Source organism: Dokdonia sp. R78006, from assembly GCF_042466145.1.
Lineage (GTDB): Bacteria > Bacteroidota > Bacteroidia > Flavobacteriales > Flavobacteriaceae > Dokdonia.
In genome coordinates, this window is sequence record NZ_JAXHBU010000001.1 from 1,889,539 (window position 1) to 1,907,639 (window position 18,101).

An 18,101-nucleotide genomic window follows, 5' to 3' on the forward strand; every position below is an offset into this window, starting at 1 on the left:
TCTTAGAAAGTATCAGAGCCTAGGGTGAATTATAGTATAGCAGTAGATGATTCAGGCAAGATAATTTTGTAGCTAGTAATATTGAGATGAGTTTAAGACCTTAGCCTTTTTAGAGGGTGGTTCGTAAATAAGTGTATATTTAAGCGAGTAATCAAGAATTAATGTCATGAATACTATTCAGTATAATGCTTTCTTTAATTATTAAAATCACTTGTAAACAAACGAAATAAATTATTGATGTTCTGGAATAAAAAGAAAAAATTACCCATTACGACAGAAGATAAAGTTTGGGTTGACTCAGAATTAAATTGGTTGCGTACAGAATTTGGAGAAGAACATTTTATGGATATAATAACTGTAACTCCAACCACAGACTTTTATAATCGGAAGTTTAAAGGGACTGAAGAAGATGCTGAATTTATCCTTGCGAGAACAATGGAGCTTATGAATATTCTAGATGTTGAAATTAAACTTAATTTTTTCTCAGACCAACCCGTTGAAATGGATGACGGGACTATCTTGACCTCTCCAGCAGATATAAGTGGAGGCTGGAAAAGCGCAAGTGGAATATATGAGCAAACAGAAAATGAAACTGTAATTTCAATCGAAAGAGGGCAGTTGAAAAATCCTATTTCATTAATAGCAACGATTTCCCATGAATTGTCGCATCAGATTTTACTCGGTGAAAGTAGGATAGAAGAAAATGATGAATTCTTGACTGATTTTACTTCTATAGTTTATGGCTTTGGAATTTTTATTGGCAATTCTCGATTTCAATTTACCTCTGAAGGGTTTGGATGGCAATCTAGTAGTCAGGGCTATTTACCTGAACAGATAATTGCTTATGCCATGGCTTGGCTTTCTAAAGAGAGAAATGAAAATGCTGTTTATGATAAATATCTAAACAAATCACTGCATAAGTATTTCAACCAAAGTTTAGAATATTTGAAAGATTGATATGAATAATTAACTGCATAAATGAAATTAACCTCCTTCTTGTTCAGTGTCAAAAGTTGTGTTGATTTCAATTATTAGTGCTAATTTTTTTTCATCACATTTTCGCGAAAGCGAAAAAAAATAAACAATAGAAACTCTCAATAAAATTCTAGAGTAAACAATAGGAAGATGGAGGGACTACTAGAAAGGATAATTTATCCCCACGTTATAAACTGCATTTGAGAAGTTATACTCCTTAAACCAGCGATCACCTTCTGGGAGTGCTGGGTTGTAAGATTTAAAGCCTACATCAAAGCGAAGGGCAAAAAAGTCAAAATCCCACCTTAATCCAAAACCAGAGCCTACCGCAAGATCTTTCAAACTAGCGATATTATTAAAGCGTGATCTAGGGTCTTCTACATTATCAAACACATTCCAGATATTTCCAGCGTCTGTAAATAGCGCTCCTTCTATAGGACCTATTAAATCAAAACGGTACTCAAGGTTAAAGGCAAGTTTCATGTTTGCTTCATTAAACTCATTTGGGCTACCGCTACTTCCTGGACCTAGATCATAAGCTCTCCATGCTCTGTTATCATTAGAACCTCCACCAAAAAAACTACGTATAAAAGGGATGCTCGTAGAGTTTCCGTAAGGAATTGCAATACCGCCAAAAGCTCTTGCTGCAATGATGTTATTACCTCCTAAATCCCAGTGACGTGAGTATTCTATTTCTGTTTTTACGTACTGAGAATATACAACGCCAAAAAGGCTTTTGTTTCCATCCTCGTTTTTCTCTGTGTTTGCAATTCCTCCAGCAAGTGCTAGCGCATTACCAGCAAGTTCCACACGAGTTCTTAGTCGGCTAAAGGTTTCATCAAACAGATTTTCCCTATTGTCATAGGTATGAGAAATATTTAAGGATACAATAAGATTGTCTTCTGTAAGTCGCTCTTGGCGCTCTCCTATCGCTCGTATATCATCTATGTCATCTTGAGCAAGATTGTCTACTTGGCTGCGGTTTACGTCATTTATAAACTGCTCTGCTCCTGTGGGTATAGAAAGATTTCTATCGCCATTTTCATCGGTTATAAAATATCCAGGGTTGATATTTGCTTCATTGTTGCGTGCGATGGTATTGAGGTCTTCATAACTATTTCTATAAATATTAAAATAGTTGTCTGGGTTAAGATTACGCACATATTGAGCATTGATGAGGTCTACACTAAAGCTGCGTTTCCACGATGGACTCCAGTTGTAGGTAAGTCCTGCGGTTACCGTTTGCTTATCAAGACCTATGTTTTGTTGTACGCCTATACCAAGATTAAAGCGTGTGTTAGGCTGCCATTCGGCTGGAATGAGAGCGCTTGTGCTCAAAGGGAAAAATATACGAGGGAATGTGAGTCTTACGTCTGCACCTATTTCTGAAATGTTAAAGAAGCTATCATCAGGATTTGCAGCATCGTCTGACGCTCCTATGCTACCACGAGCAGATATTTCTAAGGTTTCGGCACCTCGAAAAATGTTACGAATTAATAAAGATCCAAATCCAGCGATCCCAAAATCTTGAATGTTTGAGGTAGACACGTCAAAGTCTGCTCTCAATTTATATTTTTCAAGAGGGGAGAGTCTTATGCTCGCTATAAGATCAGACCTTGTGCTATCTGCAGGGTCTTCCGTGTATTGAATACTTGGGTATTTAAAAGTGCCAAGCCTACTTAGTCTGCTTAAACTCTGGATGCGATCTCTATCCTTGTAAATGTCGCCTGGTTTAAGAGGGATGATGTCTGTGAGGGCCTTAGGTCTATAATTGATTTTGTCATAAGCATAGATCTTAAATCCGTCCTTTACTAAGGAGTCATTAAAAGGCTTATCTCGATTAGCATAACTGTAATCTGTAATAATATTTACTTCAGAAACATTGTGAACTTTGAACGGTACTTCAAAAATAGAATCGTTTATGTTTTCCGTAGGGTTATCTATAATGTACTCTAAGTTGGCTTTGTGATTTGTGTTTACGGTATCTCCAACGAGGCGTATGTATTCTGACTCAAAATGGTACAAGCCATTGTTTCTAAAGAGTTCTGTAAGGCGCTGTGTTTCGGCATTAATGTTTCCAGTCGCATAACGATCTCCAGCCTTAAGTAAGGAAGCACTTTTGTGAACATTATAGATAGAGTCTGCAACTGGTGAAGCTATGATAGGTGTAATACTATCTAGAAAATAGGCTTTACGTTTATTAACCTTATAGTCTACGCTGGCGCGCTGGTTGCTGTCTTTTTTAATTTCATAGTCTACAGTAGCATTAAAGTAGCCATTGTTTACGTAGTAAGAATTGAGACGTTGTGCAGATTTTTGAGTGATTGCATCTGTAACAATAGCGGGAGCTTCACCGGTTTTTTTAATCCCTGTGTTGATGCTCTTTTTGAAGTTACGGGCAGCTTCTACTTGCTTGCGAGAAAGTACGCGTTCCCAGAAGGTGAATTTATTTTCGCTCGCCGCTCTTTGTGCATCGAGTATAGAATCTATGTTAGGTCTCGCAAGATTATAAATATAAAGTCGCAGCGGAATCCCTAATCCAGGTAATGTGGTATTGGGTTTTTGGTAAAGAAAATTATAAAGCCGGCTCTCACTTACTTTCTTATCACCATCATAAATGGTGTTCTCTGTGAGCAAATGTCCATCATCTGGTACGCGCTTTGTTGCGTCACAACCTAATAGAAACACCGCCACTAGCAGAATTAGTGATATTTTTGTAAAAGTCGTTTTCAAAAGGGCGTTTTCATCATCTCAAAAGTACATCTTAATCGTGGTAAGCAAAAATACAATCAAACGAATAACGAGTTTAGGTCAAAAAAAGTACAGACAGCGTGAGCGCGTCTTTGTGGCTGAGGGAATTAAGGTGGTACATGAGCTGCTCCATTCGGACTTAGAGCTTGTAGAATTGTATGCAGAAGATGTTTCTGCTTTCGCGAAAGCGTTACAAAACAAAAATCAAGCGATAGTAGAAGAAGTAAGCACTGCAGATTTGAAGAAAATCACGTTCTTAAAAACTGCACAAAAAGCAGTGGCAACTTTTAGGATGCCAGAAGCTGCACAGCTAGATAAATCTGGGCTTACATTACTGCTGGATGATGTGCGTGATCCTGGCAATCTAGGTACTATTATACGTTTGTGCGATTGGTTTGGAATAAAACAACTAGTATGTTCTATTGGAACCGTAGATTGTTACAATCCTAAGGTGGTGCAAGCAACCATGGGCTCATTAACAAGAGTAGATGTTTTCTACACGAACCTAGAGGAATACCTTGAAAATGACAGCAGAAAAGTCTTCGGTACATTTATGGACGGCACAAATATTTATACCACAAGTTTGCCTGCAGAAGGGATTATCATCATGGGTAATGAAGCAAACGGGATATCTCAAGAAATAGAATCTTTAGTGTCAGATCGTATTGCCATACCGAGATTTGGCGAAGTACAAGCGACCGAAAGTCTCAATGTAGCTACGGCAACAGCAATCTGCCTGAGCGAATTTAAAAGAGGGTAAGTGCTACTGGAAAGTAAAGTTTAAAAATACTCCTCGTGTTTGCATTTTGTTGATATTACCTGTCCACGGGCTGTTAGGTCTGTTATCCCTCACAAGCTCGTCAGAGGTTGCAAATACTCCTTTAATACTTGGAATAAACTTAAAGTAGTAGAGGTAAAGTTCCACGCCTATAGCCATCTCATAAAAGAAAGGACTTGAAGTAGTACGGAACTGTCCAGCAAAGTTATCATCTGGGTTTTTCTCGTTACTAGATAAGTTAGTGACCGCAGCGACCCCAAATTGAACGTAAGGACGCACATTATTAAGTCTTCTAGTATTAAATTTAAGGGCAAGCGGGAGATAGATGTAAGTAGATGGTACTTCTCTTAGCAAGTCATTTTCGCTATCAAAACGAGGATCTGGTGCGTACAGTAAATTACGCTGTGTGTAAACGAGTCCAGGTTCTGTACGCAAACTTATAAACTCAGAAAGTCTAAGGTCACCTACGATACCTACATTGAATCCCACAGAACGTTCTACTTGAATATCTTCTTGATCTGTCTGGTAGTCAAAATTATAATCCATGGAGTTTACACCAAAGTAGTAACCCCAAGAGATTGGCTTTTTATCAAAATTTTGATCATTTTGTACTCGAGCTCTAGAGAGCCATTGACCATGAACCGTTGAGAAACTTAAAACAAGTGCTATTATAGCAATGTATGTACGCATAAAATTATTTTGTAGCAGTATAAATTGTTGCAACTCCAAAGGTTTGAGGTTTATGTTGCACGTCTTTAAACCCAGTTTTGCGCAAAATATTGTTTAGCTTCTCGCCAAAAGGAAATGCATTTGCGCTTTCACTTAGGTAGCCGTAAGCATTTTTATCTTTAGAAAAGAGTTTTCCCACGGTAGGTAAGATTACTTTAGAGTGGAAATTATATCCTTGTTTAAATGGTGTTTTTGTAGGTACAGATGTTTCTAAAATCACAAAGATGCCACCTGGTTTAAGTACACGTAAAATTTCGGCAAGGCCTTTTTCAAGTGTTTCAAAATTGCGCACCCCAAAAGCGACAGTAATAGCGTCAAAGCTGCTATCTTCAAAAGGCATATTCTCACTATCTGCCTGCATCATCTCGATGCGGCTATCTAGTTTTTTTGCAGCTATTTTTTTTCTTCCTACAGAGAGCATCCCTTCAGAAATATCAAGACCTACTAGTCTGCTAGCATTTGTACTAGCCATATTAATGATGAGGTCTCCAGTTCCTGTTGCAATATCAAGAATGGACGTTGGGTTTGTATCTGCAACTAGTTGCACCACTTTTTTGCGCCACTTTACATCGATACCAAAAGAGATGACACGATTAAGTCCATCATATTCTCCAGAGATATTATCAAACATCTGCTCGACCTGATCTTTTTTTGATTGCTCAGAAGACTTATAGGGTGTTACTTTCTTAGACATTGCCTTTTTTTTACAAAGATAAGGCTTTCGCCAAAATGTGATTAACCTCACCTAAGGTCATTTTGATTGTGCACATTGAACTATAATTATGACCTTTTAAAGGGATTATGATTGGCTTCTTGGGAAATGCATTCAAATTTTCGCGAAAGCGAACTAATAAATAAAAGTCCATCAAAGGATTAACGGCTGCATTTTTTTAATCGGCTATCAAAGTATTATCTTTGTAGGCATTTTTGAGCACACCCATTTATGAAAATAATCATTGCAGGAGCAGGAGAAGTAGGCTTTCACTTAGCCAAATTACTTTCTTACGAATCTCAAGATATTACGTTAATTGATACCGATAAAGAAAGTCTTTCTTATGCAGATACACATCTGGATATTAGGACTATAAAAGGTGATGCTACCTCCATAGCAATATTACAAGATTCCCGTGTAGATGGTGTAGATCTTCTTATTGCCGTAACTGCGAGTGAAACGACTAATATTACTGTTTGTGTGCTTGCAAAGCAGCTAGGTGCAAAACGTACGATAGCTCGTATTTCTAATACCGAGTTTATAAAACATAAGGACTTAGCTGGCTTTCAAAAATTTGGTATCGATGAGTTGATATCACCAGAAAGTCTTGCAGCTAGCGAGATTGAGTTATTACTCAATCAAAGTGGTTTTTCTGATAGTTTTGAGTTTGATAATGGAGCGCTTACTATGGTAGGTACTACCTTGTCCCGTACAGCATCTTTTGTAGGGAAGAGCGTAAAAGAAGCCGCAAAGATTTTTCCTAAACTACACTTTATGCCCATTGCTATACAACGCGTGGGAACCCAATATACGCTCATACCTCGTGGAGATACCATCTTTAAGGAAGGTGATCATATTTATTTTGTTACAGTAAAAGGTGGTGTAGAAGAAATTTACAAGCTTACAGGCAAAGTACGCCAGAATATCAAGAATGTGATGATATTGGGAGGTAGTCAAATAGGGTCTAAAACCGCCAAATATCTGTGTAGTGATAAGTTTAATGTAAAGCTTGTTGAGAAAAACCGAGACAAAGCTATAGATCTTGCAGATTTGCTTCCTAAAGCTCTTATTATAAATGGTGATGGTCGTAATGTAGAGTTGCTAGATGAGGAGAATATACATGATATGGATGCATTTATTTCTGTAACAGGAGATAGTGAGACTAATATTATGTCGTGTTTAGTTGCTAAGTCAAAAGGCGTGCAAAAAACTATCGCACTAGTAGAAAATATGGATTACTTCCAGCTCTCGCAGAGTATTGGGATTGATACCTTGATTAATAAAAAATTACTAGCTGCAAATAATATCTTTAGATACATCCGTAAAGGTGATGTAGTGGCTATGACTAAGCTCAACAATATGAATGCTGAGCTACTTGAGTTTATTGTGAAAAACTCATCTGAGGTGCAAGGCAAGCGTATAAAGGATATAGACTTTCCTCGATCTGCTACCATTGCAGGAGTCGTGCGTAATGACCAAGGTTTAATTGCTCTAGGAGATTTTAGAATTGAAGTAGGAGATCGAGTGGTAGTATGCTGTTTACCACGATCGATTAAGAAAGTAGAAGAAATGTTTATCTAGCCCCCATGCCTAAACTTAATTACAAGATTATATTTCATTTAATGGGTGTGCTGCTGTTATTTAACGGTGGCTTTATGCTTATAGCAGCGCTAGTGAGTTTTATCACAAAGGATGGTGTGATGCTAGAAGTATCTGCTGCTGCTTTGATTACAGCGCTTGTGGGAACTTTACTCATGTATATCACTAGAGGGCATGAAAAAGAATTAAAGAAACGTGAGGGATATATCATTGTGACTTTTGGGTGGTTATTTATGTCACTCAGCGGTATGTTGCCTTACCTATTTTCTGGATCTATACCAGGTATTACAAATGCTTTTTTTGAAACGATAAGTGGTTATACGACTACTGGAGCCACAATTTTAAGTGAGATAGAAACGGTGCCTAAAGGTATCTTGTTCTGGCGTTCTATGACGCACTGGATAGGAGGAATGGGTATTATAGTACTTGCGATAGCAATACTACCGTTGCTGGGAATAGGAGGGATGCAGTTATTTGCTGCCGAAGCTCCAGGTCCTAGTGCAGATAAGCTTCACCCAAGAATTACAGATACGGCAAAGCGTCTTTGGTTGATTTACGTGAGTTTTACCGTAATAGAAACCATCTTGCTAAAGCTAGCGGGTATGTCATTTTTTGACGCAATTAATCATGCGTTGAGTACCCTGTCTACAGGTGGTTTTTCTACTAAAAATGCAAGTGTTGCATACTGGAATGATAAGCCGCTTATTCAGTATATCATAATCTTCTTTATGCTTCTTGCGGGAACCAACTTTGTACTTAGTTACTTTGCTTTCAAGGGTAGAATTCAGAAGATATTGAGGGATGAGGAGTTTCGTCTATATATGGCATTTGTATTTGGATTTGGGATTATCGCTTCGCTAGTGATTTACTTTAATGTAGATCTAGGAGTTTCAAGTATAGATCATCCTATGGTGTGGGGTAAAGCAGAAGCATCTGTGCGTCACGCTTTATTTCAAGTGCTAGCAGTAATTACAACTACAGGTTTTATCACAGCAGATTATACGATGTGGACGCCATTTCTTACTGTAATCTTTTTTGGGTTAATGTTTCTGGGAGGTTCTGCAGGTTCTACTTCTGGAGGTATCAAGGTGGTGAGGCACTTACTTACCATACGAAATGCGCTCGTAGAGTTTAAAAGAACATTACACCCTAACGCAATATTACCTGTACGTTACAATACAAAATCTGTAGATAGGTCTATCATTTTTAATATACTCGCCTTCTTCATACTCTATATGCTATCGTGGATCATAGGAGCTAGCGTGCTAGCGTCAATGGGACTAGATTTTAGAACCGCATTAGGAGGCGCAGCCTCTGCGCTAGGAAACGTAGGTCCTGCCTTTGGAGGTCTAGGTCCAGTAGATAATTATGGATGGCTACCATTAGCAGGGAAATGGTGGATGGCATTTTTAATGCTCATAGGGCGTTTAGAGTTATTTACAGTACTTATTTTATTAACCCCATTTTTCTGGAGAAATAGATAATGTTAGATAAGTCATCATACGATCTCGTCATCATAGGAGCTGGTCCCATAGGTCTTGCTTGTGGAATCGCTGCGCAAAAAAAGGGACTCAATTATATCATAGTTGAAAAAGGAGTGCTGGTAAATTCTTTATATAATTTCCCTGAAAACATGACTTTTTTTAGCACCTCAGAACTTCTAGAAATAGGAGAGGTGCCTTTTGTGTCAGATCGTGATAAACCTACTCGCAAAGAATCACTAGAGTACTACCGTAGAGTCTTAGAAACGTATAAGCTCAATGTGAGCTTATATACTGCTGTAGAAAAAATGACTCCAAGAGACGACGGTTATGAAATCGTTACGGGCAAGGGCGATGTTTTTACAAAAGCAGTCATTGTTTCAACTGGTTTTTATGACATACCTAGAGAGCTCAATGTGCCAGGTGCAGAGCTGCCTAAAGTCAAGTATTTTTATGATAGTCCGCACCCATATGTAGATCAGCATGTTGTGGTGATAGGTGCTGCAAACTCCGCTTGCGATGTCGCACTAGAAACCTATTATAAAGGAGCCAAGGTGACTATGGTAGTACGTGGATCAGAAATAAATAGCCGAACAAAATATTGGATCAAACCTAATATTGAGAACCGAATTAAGGAAGGTTCCATAAACGCGCACTTTAACTCAGAGGTCGTTGATATCACTGAGAGTGAAGTAGCGATTAAGACTCCAGAAGGCTTAGTAACTATAGAAAATGATTTTGTGCTTGCAATGATAGGTTATAAGCCTAACTACAAGCTTTTCGAAAATTTAAATTTACCAATAGGAAGTGATGATTTTAAAACTCCTATATATAACGAAGAAACCTTAGAGACTCCACTTAAAAACGTCTTTATTGCCGGTGTAGCTGCGGGAGGTCTCAAGACAAGTAGATTTTTTATAGAAAATACCCGAGTACACGCAGAGATGATTATGGATCATTTAGTGACTGAGCTTTAGAACTACTTTTGCCGTTGTTTCTTTCTTAAGTTTTTTGAAAAAAAAGTAAACCAAATCGCGCTACTTCATCAAGTTTCAAATTAACTTCGCAATCGATATAGAATTTCCTATTTCTAAGCGACTCATGCGCTAGCTATAATTTAAAGAATATACACTCATGGCATTACGACAAATTACCAATACGATCTTGATGATACGCCCTATCCAGTTTAGAATGAACGAGGAAACGGCAGTAAATAATTATTTTCAGGAAGAGCTCAATCTCAAAAATGAAGAGATTAATAAAAAAGCGCAACAGGAGTTTGATGATTTTGTAGCGAAACTGAGATTTGTAGGAGTAAATGTTATTGTTGAAAATGATGACAAGGAGGGTAATACTCCAGATTCTGTATTCCCTAATAATTGGGTTTCTTTTCATGAAAACGGTGATGTTGCATTGTACCCAATGTTTGCCGAAAATAGAAGGAGGGAGCGCAGAGAAGAAGTACTTGTGCGTCTTGAGAAAGAAGGTTTTCAGATTAATAATGTCATAGACTACACAGAGGCAGAGGAGGAAGATTTTTTCTTAGAAGGTACTGGAAGTATTTTAATGGATCGCCAGAATGAGCGCGCATACTGCGCACTATCTGCAAGAGCAGATGAGCAGCTTTTTATAGAATTCTGTGAAGATTTTGAATATACGCCTATTGTTTTTACCGCAAATCAAACTGTAAACGGAGAACGTCTACCTATTTATCATACAAATGTGATGATGTGCCTTGCAGAAGAGTTTTGTGTAATCTGTCTTGATACTATTGATGATAAGAAGGAACGTAAAAATGTGTTGAAGCATTTAAAGGCGACTAACAAGGAGATCATAGCTATCACAGAAGATCAAATGCATCACTTTGCTGGGAACATGCTTCAAGTATTAGGGGCAGATGATAAGAAGTATCTTGTGATGAGTGCAGATGCACATCAAAGTCTTACTTCAGATCAGGTAAAGAAGATAGAAAGACACAGTAAAATATTAAGTAGTGACTTAGGTACTATTGAGACTTGTGGAGGTGGTAGTGCCCGTTGCATGATGGCAGAAGTTTTTCTACCTAAGAAATAGTAATATCTCATAGCTGCTTCATGAAGGCGGCTAGTTGTAAAATCTATGGTTTATCTTATTTTATGAATGAAGATTGTGTCGTTCATCTAAAGCATTGATGAATCATTGGTTTTTAAAAAATAAGACGTTATATTTATCATATAGGCGTTCTGGATATAAGTTTTGAAAGTAGCAATTTTAAAAATGTTTGTAGTTTTCATTTTTATAATTTAACTGCGCAAGCAGTACAGGTAATTTTTTTTAGTAGGATTTAAAAAGGAACCATATAATCTTTCAATCATACTTTTTCTAGTGCGCCTTTTTTATATGCTACTTAAATCTTTTAGTAGCTATATTTCTAATCATACCTCCAAAAATAAAGTAGTGAAAAGGCAGCATGCTATACCAGTATAGCCGGCCAAACAATCCTTTAGGTCTAAAGGTTGCTGTTTGATGCAATACGTCGTTTTCATCTATAGTAAACTCTAGCCAGGCTTCGCCAGGCACTCTCATTTCGGCAAAGAGTAGCAATCTAGGTTCTTCTTTACTTGCGAGTAGTACTCTCCAGAAGTCAAGTACGTCACCTGTATAAATCTTGTTAGTATGTGTTCTTCCGCGGCGCAAGCCTACTCCACCTGCAAGTTTGTCTATATACCCGCGTATTTTCCAGAGCCAGTCTGCATAATACCAGCCTCTATCACCACCTATTGCCCAGATATTTTCCAGAGCGAGTTCTCTGTCTTTGAGCCGTATAGTCTGCCTGTCCTTAAGGCATCCATATGTGGGTACTTGTATGTATTCTTCAAGATTGGTTTTAAGTCGGCCACTTACGAGGCTATCTTTCCACGAGCTGGCTACTTGGTTTTGTTCAATTTTGGCGAAAGCCAAATTAATAGCCTCCTCATAAGAAATAGGTGTTATTTGTAGTAAATCTTGCAGCCTAGTATCTTTTGAGACTACTTCTATTTTCATACTATCTACAAGATTGAGCGCGAGCTTATAAGATGTTGAGGTTATGAAATACAACCAGTAAGAGGATATTTTTGGACTCATAACTGGTACGGTCAGTATGTATAATTTCAAGCCGCGCACTTTTGCATATCGCTGCATCATGTCGCGATATGTGAGCACATCTGGACCGCCTATGTCAAACTGGTCGTTATACGTTTGCTCGTTACCTAGTACGCCTGTGAGGTATTGCATCACGTTGCGTATGGCTATGGGCTGGCATTTGGTTTGCACCCATTTTGGGGTAATCATCACCGGTAACTTCTCACATAAATCTCTTATGATTTCAAAAGAGGAGCTTCCTGAACCTACTATAATTCCTGCTCTTAATACGGTAAGCGCAGCTTTACCTTTGCGTAACGTGGTCTCTACATTTTGTCTCGATTTTAAGTGCTTACTGAGTGTTTTGTCATTTGCGATACCGCCTAGATAAATGACTTGCTTGCAATTTGTGGGAGCGATGTACTTATTAAAATTTATTGCCGAAAGTTCTTCTTTCTCGTCAAAATCTGATGTGCTTGAGCTCATAGAGTGGAGCAAGTAATAAGCCGCATCTATGTCTACAGGTATTTTTGAAATGTCTGGCTCATCTAGAAAGTCAATTTCTACAACGGTGATTTGCTCTCTTATTTTTTTTGATACAGAAAGTCTGGCTTCATTGCGCACCGCGCAAATAACCTCGTGTTTTGCTTCTAGTAACATGGAGAGTAGGCGCATCCCGATATAGCCATTTGCTCCTGTGAGTAAGATTTTCATAAGGTTTAAAGATCGTCTATGTTAGTAGGAGCTTGTGCAGCTTTTTCTTGAAGAATACGTTTGATAAAGTTGTGTACTTTTTTATCCTTTGCTTTTGCCTCTATCTTAATAAAATAGTTGTCACGATAGATGCTATACTCCTCGGCGCGTCCTTTATATAAGTTTAATTTCCAGTACGGAATTATGAGTGCATAACTGTCTAGCAATGCTCTAAAGCCTACGATAACTCCTCGTGGTCGCAACTCTATGTTACACTTGTTGCGATATTTATCTAGCGCAAGAAAATTTTGAATCTGTACACTTGATTCTGTGATCACTAGGTGGCCTATTCCTATGCCGCCTTGTTTGATGCGCTCGCGTAGTCCAAAGGCTTCACCCACCTCGGCGTCTATTTTGCGTTTTACATCTGGGTTGTTGTAAGATACATTTAATAGCATTTTTTCTTTTAAAGATACGAGTTTCGCTATGGATTCTGTGCGCTAACTTTCAATTTTCACATATCTTTGTGCTTCACGTACTACCCGTAAATAGGGGTGTTTTACGTTTTAAAAATGTTTCTATTACGCTTTCGCGAAAGCGTAACAAACCCAACCAGTACCAATCATTAAGAATCTATGTCTTTACAATCTACCATTGAAACTCACGTAAAAACGGCAGTAAGCCAACTATTCAACGCAACGCTTCCAGAAGTGGAATTTCAAGCAACGCGGAAAGAATTTGAAGGAGATATTACGGTGGTAGTCTTCCCGATGCTTAGAGTGGTAAAAGGAAACCCTGTGCAAATAGGCACACAAATAGGGGAATACCTTGTGGAGAATGTGGCAGAGATCACTGCATTTAATGTGGTTAAAGGTTTCTTGAACCTTGTAATTGCAGATAGCTTTTATATGTCTTCATTTGCAGATATACAAGCAGCCGAAAATTTTGGAAGAACACCAGAGTCTGGAAAGGCAGTAATGGTGGAGTACTCATCACCTAACACAAATAAGCCACTTCACTTAGGTCATGTGCGTAATGTATTACTGGGATACTCTGTGTCTGAAATTATTAAAGCTGCAGGATCAAAAGTGTATAAAACGCAGATCATTAATGATCGTGGGATTCATATTTGTAAATCTATGCTTGCTTGGGAGCGTTTTGGTAATGGCGAGACGCCAGAATCTACAGGTCTTAAAGGAGATAAGTTGGTCGGGAATTATTATGTGAAGTTTGACCAAGAATATAAAAAGCAAATAGCAGATTTAATTGCTGCTGGAAAAACTGAAGAAGAAGCAAAGAAGGAAGCGCCGCTTATTCTTGAAGCACAGGAAATGCTACGCAAGTGGGAAGCAGGAGATGCTGAGGTTGTTGCCTTGTGGAAAAAGATGAACAAGTGGGTATATAGCGGATTTGAAGTTACCTATAAAAATATAGGAGTAGATTTTGATAGCTATTACTATGAGAGTAACACATACTTACTTGGAAAAGATAATATAGAGGAAGGTCTTGCAAAAGGTGTTTTTGAGCAAGATCCAGATGGTTCTGTATGGTGTGACCTTACAGAAGATGGTCTAGATAGAAAAATTGTATTGCGTGCAGATGGTACTGCAGTATATATGACGCAAGATATTGGTACTGCAATACAGCGTGTAAAAGACCATCCAGATGTAGGTGGTATGATTTATACCGTAGGTAACGAGCAGGATTATCACTTCCAAGTATTGTTCTTGATTCTTAAAAAACTAGGATACGACTGGGCAGAGAACCTGTTCCATCTAAGTTATGGTATGGTAGATCTTCCTTCTGGAAAAATGAAATCTCGTGAGGGAACTGTAGTAGATGCAGATGATCTCATAAACGAAGTTGCACAAACAGCAGGTGAAATCTCTGAAGAATTAGGGAAACTAGAAGGCTACTCTGATGAAGAGAAAAAAGCTCTTTATAAGACGATAGGTCTTGGAGCTCTTAAGTACTACATATTAAAAGTAGATCCTAAGAAGCGTATTTTATTTGACCCTAAGGAGTCTGTAGATTTTCAAGGGAATACAGGTCCTTTTATACAGTATACTTACGTACGTGTCCAGGCAATCTTGCGCAAGGCTAAGGAAATGAATGTTCCTGTCGCAATTGCTCAGGAGAGAACATTGCATCCTAAAGAAAAAGAATTGCTTAAGATTATTCAAGAATATCCTGCAACCATACAGCTTGCTGCAGCACAGAAGAGTCCTGCAATCATAGCCAACTATACCTATGATTTGGTAAAAGAATATAACTCATTCTTCCAGCAAGTACAGATTCTAGGTACAGATAATATAGAGGATCAAAGTTTCCGTGTAGCGCTAAGTAAAGAAGTAGGGCAGGTCATAGAAAGTGCCTTTAGCTTACTTGGGATTGACGTTCCAGAGCGTATGTAGGAGGATAATGATATAAAAAAAAGCGAGACTGAAAGTCTCGCTTTTTTTATGCCTATCTATTACGGATGATTACCGCAACACAATCTTCTTCACAACCTCTCTACCTAATTCTTCATTGATCATTTTGAGAATTTTTTCCTTTCCATAAGAGAGTTCTTCTCTAAAGACAGAAGAGCTTAGGTTTACAAATAAGGTTTCTCTTTCAAAGCGTATTGAAGTGGTGTAGGTCTCAAAAGCAGGGTTGAGTGCAAACCATGCGCCTGTAACATCCACTTTATCCATTCCTTTGTTGAGTTTATTCTTTTCAACAAATTCTCCCAAGGCTTGACTTATAGATATAGGGTCTGTGTTTCTTTTTGCCATTAATCGAGTGCTAGGGGTGTGTATTTTCTGTAAGTATATATGAGTCCATCTTCATTGATTAAGACAAGCTCATCTGTAGTTGCTTTCTTTACGGTTTCTTGCCAGGTGTCCATCGGAGTAGCATATTCTAGTAGTAATAAATCATCCTTGTAAATTACATTGATGTTCTCGCTAGACTGAGACGTTGTAAATTCTCCTACTACGTTAGGTTGTACTTTTTTACGAACACCCTTTCCGTCTGCATTTACCTCAAAGAAGTCAATATTCTGACTCATACTGAACTCTTTTACTTGTCCGCTGGGGTTTTCAATAGAAGCTATTTCCCAATAACCGCTTATGTGGCTTAGTTTTTCCTCATTAGACTGTGTGCAGCCTAGAGTGATGGCTAGAATGAGTAGTAGGTATAAATTTTTCACGAAAGTGTACTAAAAGTTGAAATGCAAAATACGATAAAAAGAATGTCTTATTGAGCGCGTTCCAGATGAAAAAGCTCATAACTCTGATGAATATTTTTGACCACACTTTCCGTGCGTTCCGGATGGGTGTCACTTATGAATAGTTGGCCAAAATCATTGGTGTTTACTAGTTCAATGATATGTTGCACGCGGCTTTCATCTAGCTTGTCAAAAATATCATCAAGTAACAGTAGCGGCGTGGTGCCACTTTCTTGCTTTATAAAATCAAACTGTGCTAGTTTTAAGGCAATGAGATATGATTTTTGCTGACCTTGACTTCCAAACTTTTTTACGGGATGACCATTAATTTCAAATTGGAGATCATCTTTATGAATACCTACGCTTGTGTATTGCAAGGAGCGATCTTTTGCTAGCGCATTAGTAAGGGAATGCTTAAGAGGCATGTCGCTTAGTGTACTGCTGTAGGTAAGTGTCACATGCTCAGTGCCGCCACTTATCGCTTTGTAGCGCTCGTTAAATATAGGAGCAAAGCGTTCTAAAAACTGTTTGCGCTTTTCAAAAATAGGAGTTCCAAAGCCTTCAAGTTGCTCATTGTAAACGGCGAGTGTATCTGCGTTAAAGGTGCTGTTTGCTGCAAAATATTTGAGCAAGGCATTTCTTTGAGCAAGTATTTTAGAATATCCTAGAAGGTTTGAGAGGTAGCTTTTGTCACTTTGTGAGATTACGCCATCTATAAATTTACGACGGGTGTCGCTTCCTTCGGTAATAAGATCTCTATCTGCAGGAGAAATAATGACAAGTGGTAAAAAACCTATGTGATCTGCAAAACGCTCGTATACCTTAGCATTACGTTTTATAACTTTCTTACTTCCTTTTTTTGCACTTACAACAACTTTCTCTTCGCGATTGTCTTTGTCGTAAACTCCATTTACCACAAAGAAATCTGCATCGTGATTTATGTTCTGACTAGTAACGGGATTAAAGTAGCTTTTACCAAAGGATAAATGGTAGATCGCATCGAGTATATTAGTCTTCCCCACGCCGTTATTTCCGACGAAACAATTTATTTTTGCATCAAAGGTAAAGTCCTTGGACTCAAAATTCTTGTAGTTGATAAGGGAGAGAGATTTCAGAATCATAGGGTGGTGTAGGTGTGCAACGCTTTTGCAAAAGCTTAGTACATCTAGTAATAGTGCTTTATTAGTCTTCAAAATTAAGCATTAATTTCCCTTTCATAATTCAATAAATATTATATTTTTGCCCGACTAATAAACGACGAAATATGGCAACATATAATAAAAGAGGATATAAATCGAAAACGAAGCCTGAAAAGGAAGAAGTTGAAGAGTTTATAGATGATAGCGAAAGCACAACGGCAGAGGTCTTTGGATCACTAGATGAAGGAGCGAATAAAGCAGAGGAGTGGTTTGAAAAAAACCAAAAACCTGTGATAGGAGTTATCATAGCTATCCTTGTGATTGCTTTATTGTACCTAGCATACAGTAAATTTGTTGCAGAACCTGCAAGAGCAGAAGCAGCAAATGAGCTTGTAGTTGCTCAAGAAAGCTTTACAACAGCACTAGAAGCAACAAATACTTCTGTTAAAGATTCACTTTACATGGTGGCACTTAATGGAAAGAACGGTAAATATGGTCTTCTAGACGTGGCAGATAACTATGGAGGTACTCCTTCTGGTAACCTTGCTCACTATTATGCTGGAATGTCTTACCTTGAGATTAAAGATTATCAAAACGCAATCACTCACTTGCAAGATTTTTCTAGTGATGATAAAATGCTAGCGCCACTTGCAAAAGGAGCAATAGGTGATGCATTCATGCAACTAGGTCAAGCAGATGAGGCTCTTGATTATTATGAGAAAGCAGCAGGGATGAACGCAAATGACTTTACAACACCACGTTTCTTATTTAAAGCAGGTGTAGCAGCAATCGATCTAGGAAAGATGGATGCAGCAGTAAAGCATCTTACTCGTATCAAAGAGGAGTATGCAACATCTGAGTATGCAAGTCAAGTAGACTTATACTTAGGTCGCGCGCAAGCAGCAAAATAACATAGTCAAGCGCATTTAAA

The 18,101-nt window shown here is 38.2% G+C and carries 16 protein-coding genes; 8 read left to right on the plus strand and 8 right to left on the minus strand.

Annotated elements, in window-relative coordinates:
- The first annotated feature begins 237 nt into the window (after positions 1-237).
- Entirely contained in the window at positions 238-957 is a 720-nt protein-coding gene (locus tag SJY37_RS08430; protein WP_298326638.1) for a hypothetical protein, read from the plus strand.
- Positions 958-1,137: 180 nt separating this feature from the next.
- Here the strand turns inward: SJY37_RS08430 and SJY37_RS08435 are convergent, their stop codons facing one another.
- Positions 1,138-3,708, minus strand: a complete 2,571-nt coding sequence (locus SJY37_RS08435; protein ID WP_298326635.1) for a BamA/TamA family outer membrane protein — start codon at positions 3,706-3,708, stop codon at positions 1,138-1,140.
- 37 nt (positions 3,709-3,745) lie between these two features.
- Here SJY37_RS08435 and SJY37_RS08440 point away from each other — a divergent pair, with 37 nt between their 5' ends.
- The gene (locus SJY37_RS08440) at positions 3,746-4,486 is read left to right on the plus strand and encodes an RNA methyltransferase (protein WP_298326633.1); all 741 of its coding nucleotides are present in this window, start codon (positions 3,746-3,748) and stop codon (positions 4,484-4,486) included.
- 3 nt (positions 4,487-4,489) lie between these two features.
- On the opposite strand, the gene SJY37_RS08445 is transcribed toward SJY37_RS08440, so the two are convergent.
- Together SJY37_RS08445 and ubiE are read right to left on the minus strand one after the other, a co-directional pair.
- The gene (locus SJY37_RS08445; protein ID WP_298326630.1) at positions 4,490-5,194 is read right to left on the minus strand and encodes a porin family protein; all 705 of its coding nucleotides are present in this window, start codon (positions 5,192-5,194) and stop codon (positions 4,490-4,492) included.
- Positions 5,195-5,198: 4 nt separating this feature from the next.
- Complete coding sequence (ubiE, locus tag SJY37_RS08450; RefSeq protein ID WP_108878081.1) at positions 5,199-5,927, minus strand: bifunctional demethylmenaquinone methyltransferase/2-methoxy-6-polyprenyl-1,4-benzoquinol methylase UbiE; 729 nt, start codon at positions 5,925-5,927, stop codon at positions 5,199-5,201.
- Positions 5,928-6,176: 249 nt separating this feature from the next.
- On the opposite strand from ubiE, the gene trkA reads away from it, so the two are divergent.
- The 4 genes from trkA to ctlX all read left to right on the plus strand — a co-directional run bounded on the left by trkA (position 6,177) and on the right by ctlX (position 11,098).
- Positions 6,177-7,526: a Trk system potassium transporter TrkA gene (gene trkA, locus SJY37_RS08455; RefSeq protein ID WP_298326623.1), complete on the plus strand. Its 1,350-nt coding sequence runs from the start codon at positions 6,177-6,179 to the stop codon at positions 7,524-7,526.
- 5 nt (positions 7,527-7,531) lie between these two features.
- Entirely contained in the window at positions 7,532-9,028 is a 1,497-nt protein-coding gene (locus SJY37_RS08460) for a TrkH family potassium uptake protein (RefSeq protein ID WP_298326621.1), read from the plus strand.
- Positions 9,028-10,002, plus strand: coding sequence for a YpdA family putative bacillithiol disulfide reductase (locus SJY37_RS08465; protein WP_298326619.1), 975 nt, complete (start codon positions 9,028-9,030; stop codon positions 10,000-10,002). Before SJY37_RS08460 ends, SJY37_RS08465 begins: the two co-directional genes overlap by 1 nt.
- Positions 10,003-10,159: 157 nt before the next feature.
- Positions 10,160-11,098, plus strand: coding sequence for a citrulline utilization hydrolase CtlX (ctlX, locus tag SJY37_RS08470; RefSeq protein ID WP_298326617.1), 939 nt, complete (start codon positions 10,160-10,162; stop codon positions 11,096-11,098).
- Positions 11,099-11,407: 309 nt separating this feature from the next.
- Here the strand turns inward: ctlX and SJY37_RS08475 are convergent, their stop codons facing one another.
- Positions 11,408-12,841 carry an SDR family oxidoreductase gene (locus SJY37_RS08475; protein WP_298326614.1) on the minus strand — a complete coding sequence of 478 codons (1,434 nt, stop codon included), beginning with the start codon at positions 12,839-12,841 and terminating at the stop codon, positions 11,408-11,410.
- Positions 12,842-12,846: 5 nt separating this feature from the next.
- Positions 12,847-13,278 (minus strand): hypothetical protein, encoded by a 432-nt coding sequence (locus SJY37_RS08480; protein WP_298326611.1) that lies wholly within the window; start codon positions 13,276-13,278, stop codon positions 12,847-12,849.
- Positions 13,279-13,455: 177 nt separating this feature from the next.
- On the opposite strand from SJY37_RS08480, the gene argS reads away from it, so the two are divergent.
- Positions 13,456-15,234, plus strand: coding sequence for an arginine--tRNA ligase (gene argS, locus SJY37_RS08485; protein ID WP_298326608.1), 1,779 nt, complete (start codon positions 13,456-13,458; stop codon positions 15,232-15,234).
- A 69-nt stretch (positions 15,235-15,303) separates the two neighbouring features.
- Here the strand turns inward: argS and SJY37_RS08490 are convergent, their stop codons facing one another.
- Genes SJY37_RS08490 through recF form a run of 3 tightly spaced genes read right to left on the minus strand, consistent with a single transcriptional unit; the run spans position 15,304 to position 17,152 of the window.
- Positions 15,304-15,597, minus strand: coding sequence for a DUF721 domain-containing protein (locus tag SJY37_RS08490; RefSeq protein WP_013749967.1), 294 nt, complete (start codon positions 15,595-15,597; stop codon positions 15,304-15,306).
- The gene (locus SJY37_RS08495) at positions 15,597-16,013 is read right to left on the minus strand and encodes a hypothetical protein (protein ID WP_298326604.1); all 417 of its coding nucleotides are present in this window, start codon (positions 16,011-16,013) and stop codon (positions 15,597-15,599) included. Before SJY37_RS08495 ends, SJY37_RS08490 begins: the two co-directional genes overlap by 1 nt.
- 47 nt (positions 16,014-16,060) lie before the next feature.
- Positions 16,061-17,152 carry a DNA replication/repair protein RecF gene (gene recF / locus SJY37_RS08500; RefSeq protein ID WP_298326967.1) on the minus strand — a complete coding sequence of 364 codons (1,092 nt, stop codon included), beginning with the start codon at positions 17,150-17,152 and terminating at the stop codon, positions 16,061-16,063.
- A gap of 143 nt (positions 17,153-17,295) precedes the next feature.
- Between recF and SJY37_RS08505 the strand changes: the two genes are divergently transcribed.
- Positions 17,296-18,081 (plus strand): tetratricopeptide repeat protein, encoded by a 786-nt coding sequence (locus tag SJY37_RS08505; RefSeq protein ID WP_108878090.1) that lies wholly within the window; start codon positions 17,296-17,298, stop codon positions 18,079-18,081.
- The last annotated feature ends 20 nt before the right edge of the window (positions 18,082-18,101 follow it).